General features: G+C 70.5%; 6 protein-coding genes and 2 pseudogenes. 7 read left to right on the forward strand and 1 reads right to left on the reverse strand.

Translation table 11 applies throughout. The features are described 5' to 3' along the window. Window positions 1–295 precede the first annotated feature (295 nt). The 6 genes from AC08OQ_RS14960 to AC08OQ_RS14985 all read left to right on the forward strand — a co-directional run bounded on the left by AC08OQ_RS14960 (window position 296) and on the right by AC08OQ_RS14985 (window position 6,652). Window positions 296–1,261, forward strand: coding sequence for a UTP--glucose-1-phosphate uridylyltransferase (locus AC08OQ_RS14960; protein ID WP_476602047.1), 966 nt, complete (start codon window positions 296–298; stop codon window positions 1,259–1,261). Window positions 1,262–1,585: 324 nt separating this feature from the next. After that, a complete protein-coding gene (glp, locus tag AC08OQ_RS14965) occupies window positions 1,586–2,965 on the forward strand; it encodes a molybdotransferase-like divisome protein Glp (RefSeq protein ID WP_476602046.1) in 1,380 nt (459 codons plus the stop codon). Beyond that, complete coding sequence (gene moaC / locus AC08OQ_RS14970) at window positions 2,962–3,465, forward strand: cyclic pyranopterin monophosphate synthase MoaC (RefSeq protein ID WP_462203809.1); 504 nt, start codon at window positions 2,962–2,964, stop codon at window positions 3,463–3,465. The genes glp and moaC overlap by 4 nt, the downstream gene beginning before the upstream one ends. Continuing rightward, window positions 3,462–4,061, forward strand: coding sequence for a MogA/MoaB family molybdenum cofactor biosynthesis protein (locus AC08OQ_RS14975; protein ID WP_476602045.1), 600 nt, complete (start codon window positions 3,462–3,464; stop codon window positions 4,059–4,061). Before moaC ends, AC08OQ_RS14975 begins: the two co-directional genes overlap by 4 nt. 9 nt (window positions 4,062–4,070) lie before the next feature. Beyond that, complete coding sequence (locus AC08OQ_RS14980; protein ID WP_476602044.1) at window positions 4,071–4,703, forward strand: GNAT family N-acetyltransferase; 633 nt, start codon at window positions 4,071–4,073, stop codon at window positions 4,701–4,703. Window positions 4,704–5,329: 626 nt separating this feature from the next. After that, entirely contained in the window at window positions 5,330–6,652 is a 1,323-nt protein-coding gene (locus AC08OQ_RS14985; protein ID WP_476602339.1) for a hypothetical protein, read from the forward strand. 221 nt (window positions 6,653–6,873) lie between these two features. Here the strand turns inward: AC08OQ_RS14985 and AC08OQ_RS14990 are convergent. After that, window positions 6,874–7,638: pseudogene (locus AC08OQ_RS14990) on the reverse strand (cyclase family protein); the annotation flags it as partial. A 120-nt stretch (window positions 7,639–7,758) separates the two neighbouring features. Between AC08OQ_RS14990 and AC08OQ_RS14995 the strand changes: the two are divergent. Further along, window positions 7,759–8,182, forward strand: a pseudogene (locus tag AC08OQ_RS14995) (SAM-dependent methyltransferase); the annotation flags it as partial.

Here is an 8,182-nt window from a genome sequence, read left to right on the forward strand (position 1 = left end):
CATACGACACGTGAACGTGGGCGTGATGTTGGATGGAGGGTTCTCAGGTTACAAATTGTGGCATTTATACTAACTAGTAGTGATATTGTCGGTTGGTAGAGGTGTTGCCAGTTACTGGTAGGGGTGTTGTCGGTGGTGGATCGGGTGGCACGAGGTGCCGCGGGCTCGTTCTCGGACCCGCGGCGCACGTCCGGGCGAGCGGCGGGCGGGACCGGCGGCCGCCGTGAGCTGTGCATTGCCTGTGCCGGGGCCGTGGGCGGTGCCCGTGTCCACGGACCCGACTAAGGTTTCGGCTATGCCAGTAACGAAGGCGGTAATTCCAGCCGCGGGTCTGGGGACCCGCTTCCTGCCGGCGACGAAGGCCGTCCCCAAGGAGATGCTGCCGGTCGTCGACAGGCCGGCTATCGAATACGTCGTCGAGGAGGCGTCCCGCGCCGGTCTGCGTGATGTCCTGCTTGTCACAAGCCGCACGAAAAAGGCGATCGAGGATCATTTCGATCGTGAGGCGGACATCGAGGCGGCCCTCGAACGGAAGGGCGACGATCTTCGTCTCCGTCGGGTCCGGGCGTCGGCGGAACTGGCCGAGGTCCACTCGGTCCGCCAGCAGTCGCCGCGTGGGCTCGGTCATGCCGTGCTCTGCGCGGCGGCGCACGTGGGGAACGAGCCGTTCGCCGTCCTCCTCGGTGACGATCTCATCGACGAGCGGGACCTGCTGCTCGAGGAGATGCTTGCCGTGCAGCGCCGCTTCGGGGGCAGCGTCATCGCCCTGACGGAGGTGCCCGAGGACCAGGTCTCCCTCTACGGCGTCGCCACGGTGGAGTCCATCGGCACTGGTACCGGCACCGGTGCCGACGACCGGTACGGGATCGTGCGGATCCGTGACCTGGTCGAGAAGCCACCGGTCGCGCAGGCTCCGAGTAATCTGGCGATCATCGGGCGGTACATCCTCTCGCCGACGATCTTCGATGTCCTGCGGCGGACCGAGCCGGGACGGGGCGGGGAGATCCAGCTCACCGACGCCCTGCGGATCCTGGCGCTACGGGCGGTCGAACCGGCCGGTGCCGCGGGGGGCACCGACACCGACACTGAGCCCGTGCACGGGGTGATCTTCACGGGTCGGCGGTACGACACCGGCGATCGGGTGGACTACCTGAAGGCCGTCATCCGGCTCGCGTGCGAGCGCGCCGACCTTGGCCCCGAGCTGTACCCGTGGATCGAGGAGTATGTCGCGTCCGGCGGCCCGAAGGCAGCATTGTCCTAATTTATCCATATTTTTCAAATTTATCCGCTTCATCGCTTGAGGGTCTCGGGATGTGCTGGCTTCTCTTCGGGTAGGCCTTGACGGCTCCGGCGACGACTCCGGCAAGGACCGGAACGCTCCTGGAACCGGCCAGCGCCCGGCGGTCGCGGCACGCCGTTCGGACCGGGAGGCCCGGAGCGGATGCGCCCCGTCCCGACCGCTGGAGGTACCCGAAGGTAACTGCGGGTAAGAGGTGCCCGGGCTTCGACGGCCGTAGCCTGGGTGATGCCGGACCCGGCGCGCGACGGGTGGTGCATCGAAGGGCAGAGAAATGGACGGGCGCCCATGACTTCGGTGGATGAACACCTCGAGCGGATCCTGGCGACGGTGCGGCCGACCCGCGCTCGGCAGGCCAGGCTGGACGAGGCGCACGGATGCGTGCTCGCCGCGGACGTCCGGGCGACGGTCGCGCTTCCCGGGTTCGACAACTCGGCCATGGACGGGTACGCCGTCCGGGCCGCCGACGTGGCCGAGGCGTCGGCGGCCACTCCCGTCTCCCTGCCGGTCATCGGCGACGTCCCCGCGGGTCCGGGTTCGCCGGCCGCGCTGGTCCCCGGCGCCGCGGTACGCATCATGACCGGGGCCCCGCTGCCCCCGGGAGCGGATACGGTCGTCCAGCTCGAGTGGACCGACGGTGGCTGCCAGACCGTCGCGGTCCAGCGGGCGCCGCGCCGTGGCCTGCACATCCGCCGGACGGGGGAGGACGTCGCCCCGGGCGCCCTGGTGCTCCCCGCCGGGACGATCATCGGCTCCGCGCAGATCAGCCTGCTCGCCGCGGTCAACGTGGCCCGCCCGCCGGTGCATCCCCGGCCGCGGGTGGCGGTGCTGTCCACCGGGACCGAGCTCGTCGAGGTCGGTACACCGCTGGGCGCCGGGCAGATCGTCGACTCGAACAGCCATGGCATCGCCGCCGCGGCGCGGGAGGCCGGCGCAGTGGTACGCCGCCTGGCCGGGGTGCCCGACGAGCCGGACGCCTTCGCCGCAGCCCTGCACGGGGTGCTTCCCGACGTGGATGCCGTGGTGACGACCGGTGGCGTCAGCGTCGGGGCGTACGACGTCGTCAAGGAGGTGCTCGCGCGGACCGGGACCGTCCGGTTCGACCGGGTCGCGATGCAGCCGGGCAAGCCGCAGGGTTTCGGCCTGGTCGACGGTGTGCCGGTCTTCACGTTGCCGGGGAACCCGGTCAGCGCCCTCGTCTCGTTCGAGCTGTTCGTCCGCCCGGCCCTGCAACGGATGCGCGGTCTCGCCGGCACCGGGCTCCCGAGGATTGTCGTGACCGTCGGATCCGACCTGCGTTCCCCTCTCGGGAAGAGGTCCTTCCTGCGGGTGGGGCTGGAGCGGAGCGGGGGCGGCGGGTGCCTGGAACCCGCCACCGTCGCCCAGTTGGCCGGCGGGCAGGGGTCACATCAGCTCACCTCGCTAGCGGGAGCGCAGGCGCTGCTGATCATCCCTGAGGAGGTTACCGAGGTGTCGGCGGGCAGCCGGCTGCCGGCGTTGTTGCTCCCGGACGGATTGAGGGCCATTCTCTCCGGCACGGCCTGGGCGGTTGCGGATACTGCGGACGTCGATGCCCCGGACCTGGCTTCCCCGGACCTCGGCTCGCGGGCTGAAGCCGGCCGGGGGGACGCGGCCGCGGCCCGGGCCGCCGGATCGGTGCCCTGGTGACCGCAGCCCGGCTCACCCACGTTGACGACCGCGGCGCGGCCCGCATGGTCGACGTGTCGGCGAAGGACGTCACTGCCCGTACCGCGACCGCCACCGGGATGCTGCGGGTCATTCCCGAGGTCGTGGCGCTGCTGCGCGGGCAGGGGGTACCGAAGGGCGACGCCCTCGCAGTCGCCCGGGTCGCGGGGATCATGGGGGCCAAGCGTACGCCTGATCTCGTTCCGCTCTGCCATCCCATCGCGATCTCCGGCGTCACGGTCGAGCTGGACGTACGGGACGACGGTGTGGCGATCACGGCCACCGTCCGGACGGCGGACCGGACCGGCGTCGAGATGGAGGCGCTGACCGCCGTCGCCGTCGCCGGGCTCACGCTGCACGACATGGTCAAGGCGGTGGATCCCGCCGCGGAGCTGACCGGGGTGCGAGTGATCGCGAAGACCGGGGGACGCTCCGGAGACTGGCCTGCCGCCCCCCCGCCGGGCGCGGGGTCCGCGGAATGAGTGGCATGCGCCACCTTCCCGCGGGTGCCCGGGCCCGGGTCATCACCGTCTCCGACCGGGCGTACCGAGGGATCTATGCCGACCGGTCGGGCCCGTTGCTCGTCGCCGGGCTCGTCGAACTCGGTTTCGAGGTGGGCGCGGCGACGATCGTCCCGGACGAGCGGGATGAGATCGTCGTGGCGCTGCGGTCCGCCGCCGCCGACGGCGTGGACTTGGTGGTGAGCACCGGTGGCACCGGCCTCGGTCCCCGCGACGTCACCCCCGAGGCGACGCGCGAGGTGATCGAGCGGGCCGTGCCCGGACTTGCCGAGGCGCTGCGCGCGGCGGGTCGGGAGACCGCGCCGGCGGCGGTGCTCTCCCGCGGGCTCGTCGGAACCGTCGCCGCCACCCTGGTGGTGAACCTTCCCGGCTCGACCGGTGGGGTACGCGACGGGCTGGGCGTGCTGGCCGGGGTGGTGGGTCATGCCGTCGCCCAGCTGCGCGGGGCCGACGACCACGGGCACCCGGCCGCGGGGTCCGCGGGCCTCGCCACAGCCGCCGCAGCCGCCCCTGCCCCAGCCCCAGCTGATGCTGCCGATGCTGCCGACGCCGGATAGGGCGCGACGGTGGGAGCTCCGGGTTGGCCGGCAGTCCTGACCGACGGACGGGTCCAGGCGCGGCCGCTTCGTCTGCGTGACGCCTCCACGTGGGTCGAGGTGCGGCTGCGCAACGCCGACTGGCTGGCGCCGTGGGAGGCGACCCCACCCGGAGTGATGATGGTCCGCGAGACCTGGGCGCAGCGCCAGACCCTCTCGATCTACCGTCAGATGTGGCACCGCCTGCGCCAGCAGGCCCGGCTCGGCGCCACGTTGCCGTTCGCGGTCACCTTCGAGGGGCGGCTCGTCGGTCAGGTGACCGTGTCCACGATCGTGCGCGGGGCGTTCAACAGCGCTCAGGTCGGCTATTGGATCGACAGCGAGTACGCCGGTCGAGGCATCACGCCGACCGCGCTCGCGCTCGTCGTCGACCACTGTTTCGGGCCGGTCGGGCTGCACCGGGTGGAAGCGAATGTGCGCCCGGAGAACGCCGCGAGCCGGCGGGTGCTCGCGAAGCTCGGCTTCCGCGAGGAAGGGCTGCACCGGCACTTCCTCGCCATCGACGGCCGCTACCGCGACCACATCGGATTCGCGCTGACGACCGAGGACGTCCCCGAGGGCCTGGTGCACCGCTGGCGGGAGACCCGGTACAGCCGGCCCTGAGCGGCCGCCGCGCCGCCCGACGGTGCCGCGCCCGACGGTGCCGCCGCGCCTGAGAACGATGCCTGGATCCACGGCTCGCGTGACACGTTCCACTCCGGCACCGGGACGGTGTCGGTTACCGGACGTAGTCCCTTCTCGTCACCGCCCGTCGTTCCGGATCTCAATCCGGTGACAAAGCGAAGGTCCTGACCGGATGTCGATGCTCTCTACAAGGGCTTCCATAGGTCAGATGCGGTCCTGGGGGGTCCGCGGTGCGTTTTGACGACGACACATCCACCATCACCCATCCAGTTGCGGATGCGACACGCGGGCTCCGGGTCGGTGACCACGTGGATTTCGCTCACTAGCGTCGACTACGAAATCGCAATCGTTGGTGTCGAGAAGAGGCTCCTCATGGTCAGAGCGCCCGCGCCCGCCGCGCTCGCCGCGGATGGTGTGCGTCCGGTGGGTGGTGGGTGGGACACGTTTCCCGTGCTGTTCCCTCTCCCCGGGAGCGGTGAACACCACGGAGACCACAGATCCCGCGAAATTGACAACGTAACCACAGGATCGGGTGGGAGTATGGGGGCGGGCGGGATCATGATGGTCGATGATGGGATCGACCAGGGTCGTGCAGGCGTGGTCCGATGAGCGCGTTGATCTGGGTGGCGATCGTCGCGGTCTGGGGATTCGTGCTGATCCCGATGTGGCTGCGCCGTCACGACACGACGGCGCAGCAGCGGTCCACCGAGCGTTTCACGGTTGCGAGGCGGGTGCTCTCCCGACGGCCACCCGGCCGGGGCGATGCCGTCGTCGATCGTTTCGGCGGCGATCATGACGGCGTCTTCACCGCGGGAGGAACGGGAATGTCGCACGCGGAATTCGATGGACCGGTCGACCTCGCGGAGCTCGGGGATTCGGTGTCCGCCGGGCCGTCCCGGGAGGCCGGAGCCCCCGGCGGGCAGCCCGTCGTCCCCGGGATGCCCATCGCGTCCGGCATGCCGATCATCGAGGACGCTTCGACCGGTGGCGCGCTGCTATCCGGCGGCGGGTCTGCTGGCGAGGATCCGGAGGGCGGGGGCTCGGAGGACGGACGCCCCAACCGCCCACAGTGGTCGGGTGCGCACCCCGACGACCCGCGGGCGGATGTTCCTCCGCGCGGTCCCGAGCGCCGGGCGGACGCCGAGGGTGCCGCCCTGATGCGGGTGCGTCGGCAGCGCCTGCTCGTCCTGCTCGTCCTGCTTCCGGTGAGCATCGTGCTGGCCGCCATCCTCGGCGGGCTGTGGATCGCCGGGCAGTTCCTCGTCGATGCCGTACTCGGCGCGTACCTCGTTTATCTTCGCCGGTCGGCGCAGACCGCGCGGCGGCTGGCCGCCGCGCGTGCGGCGGTAGACCGGCGGATCGAGGCCGAGCGGGCCGCCCGGCGTCGGCGGCCCCCGATCGGGTCCTCCTTCGCCTACCGGCAGCGCCAGCCGGGACCGGACCCCCTGGCGGAGCGGGTTGGTCAGCAGCCGGTGGAGGAGCTCACCGACGAGGAGCTCGCGATCGCCGGCGCCGAGACGATCGACCTCGGCGCTCTGGTGGCCGGCCAGCCGGGGCTGGACGAGGACGCGGAAGGGGACGATCTCGCCCGGTTCGCCGGGTACCCCGAGACGGGCTACGGCGAGACCGGCGTTGACGGCGTTGACGGCGTTGACGGCGTTGACGGTGGGGACGTGGCCTCGGCCCGGCCGGCCATCCGGCCCGCGCCCCGCGTGGGCACGCGCTCGACCACCTCACGCCCCGGCCGGGTGCAGGTCAATCCCCCGGGGACGCACGGTGGGCTGGTGGCTCCCGCCGGGATCATGCCCTCGGGTACGGCGACGCCGGCCGGGCCGACGGCCGATGCGTCACCGGCGGGCGGGAACGTCGTGGGGGACACGTCCGGCGAACTCGACCCGCTGCTGCGACGGCACGCGGTGGGGAGCTGATCCGTGGGGCCGACGCTTGCGACTGCCCGGACCGGGGCACCGTCGGCTCCGGCGAGCGGAATCGGGAACAGGGCGATGTGGATGGGCCGCCCGTTCGCCCGGGCGGTGAGAAGTCGATCGAGACTGGTCAGGTTCTCTACGATGACGGCACCGGCCCCACCCAGAATCCGGTGGGCCGCGAGACTGACATCCTGCCCCGGTCCGGGTGTCCGATCAACGCTGAGCGCATCGATACCGGCCGTCCGGACACCCGCGTCGACGAGGGCCCGCGCGGTGTCCGGCGCGAGATAGGGATATCGTAGGTACCCGTCGCGGCCCCAGTGGACGGACCATCCTGTGACGATGAGGACGACGACATCGTGGGGAAACGGGCGGGTAAATGGGCCCGACAGCACCTCCGGGCCGATCGCCGCCTGTGGGCCGTAGCCCCGTGCAGCCAGCAGAACCGCGGGTCCGGTGAAACGTTGTAGCGGAACCTCGTCGAGCCTGGGGAGTCGAAATGAAATAACTTGCGCGTTTCGAACCCTCCACAGGCCTGTGACCTGCGATGATGCTCTCGATCACGTATTTGTTACTTCATTACGTCCCCTGGGCAGCGAGTCGTCGGTGTGGAAGGGGGCGTCGACATGCGTGCCCGTCTGTGATCCCAGGTGCAGGCGCTGCACGTTGACGCCGGACTCGGCCGCGGTCAGTGCCGGTGACACGTCGACCTCGGGATCCCCCGGGTAGACGGGCATGCCGGTCACGATAGGTACCGACAGATCGATCAGCTCGGTGCTCACGAGACGATGATCTCCGTCCAGTGTCCGCCCCCGGAGCCCGGGGGCGGCCGAGTTCTGGGGAGCAAGGAACGGTCCAGGGGCTGCAAACCGTGCTCGGGTCCCCAAAATTCGCTCCGGCGAGTCCGGCGAGTCGCTAGATCGTCGCTCTTCGTACAGCACGTCCGTGGACTCCACTCCAGGCATGCCCCGCATCCCAGGACGCATCACTCCCCGAGGACGTCACTCCTCGACCCCATCCGATGCCGCCATTACGGGGTCATGGGAGAGTCTGGGAGGAATAATCAGTGTGTCTGTGTATGGGCGCTGTCAGAGATAGGGGGAGTCGTGGCTGGAGGTGACGACGCCGGGTGGACCTACGGCTCGGTGGTGCCGGACTGGGCGCCGCGGAACGTCGACCTGAAGATCGACGTTCCGCACTCGGCGCGGGTCTACGACTACATACTCGGCGGCAAGGAAAACTTCCCGGCCGACCGGGCGGCGGCCGCGGAGTTCACCAGGAGTATGCTCAAGCTGCCCACGTCCATGCGGGCCAACCGGAACTTCATGGTCAGGATGGCCCGCGTCCTGGCGGCGGAGCACGGCATCCGGCAGTTCCTGGATATCGGCACCGGGCTGCCGACCGCGCCGAACCTGCATGAGGTCGTCCAGGAGGTCGCGCCGGAGTCGCGGATTCTCTATGTCGACAACGACCCATCGTGTTGGTGCATGCCCGAGCACTGCTCACCGTAAACATTCACGTAGATTCGTG

The sequence above is a fragment of the Frankia sp. CcCS3 genome (assembly GCF_977927575.1).

What these genes read in the sequence shown, in the direction of transcription:
- AC08OQ_RS14975 (WP_476602045.1), top strand. Translation starts at nt 3,462, where the DNA reads ATGAGTGGCATGCGCCACCTTCCCGCGGGTGCCCGGGCCCGGGTCATC.
- glp (WP_476602046.1), top strand. Translation starts at nt 1,586, where the DNA reads ATGACTTCGGTGGATGAACACCTCGAGCGGATCCTGGCGACGGTGCGG.
- AC08OQ_RS14985 (WP_476602339.1), top strand. Translation starts at nt 5,330, where the DNA reads ATGAGCGCGTTGATCTGGGTGGCGATCGTCGCGGTCTGGGGATTCGTG.
- AC08OQ_RS14960 (WP_476602047.1), top strand. Translation starts at nt 296, where the DNA reads ATGCCAGTAACGAAGGCGGTAATTCCAGCCGCGGGTCTGGGGACCCGC.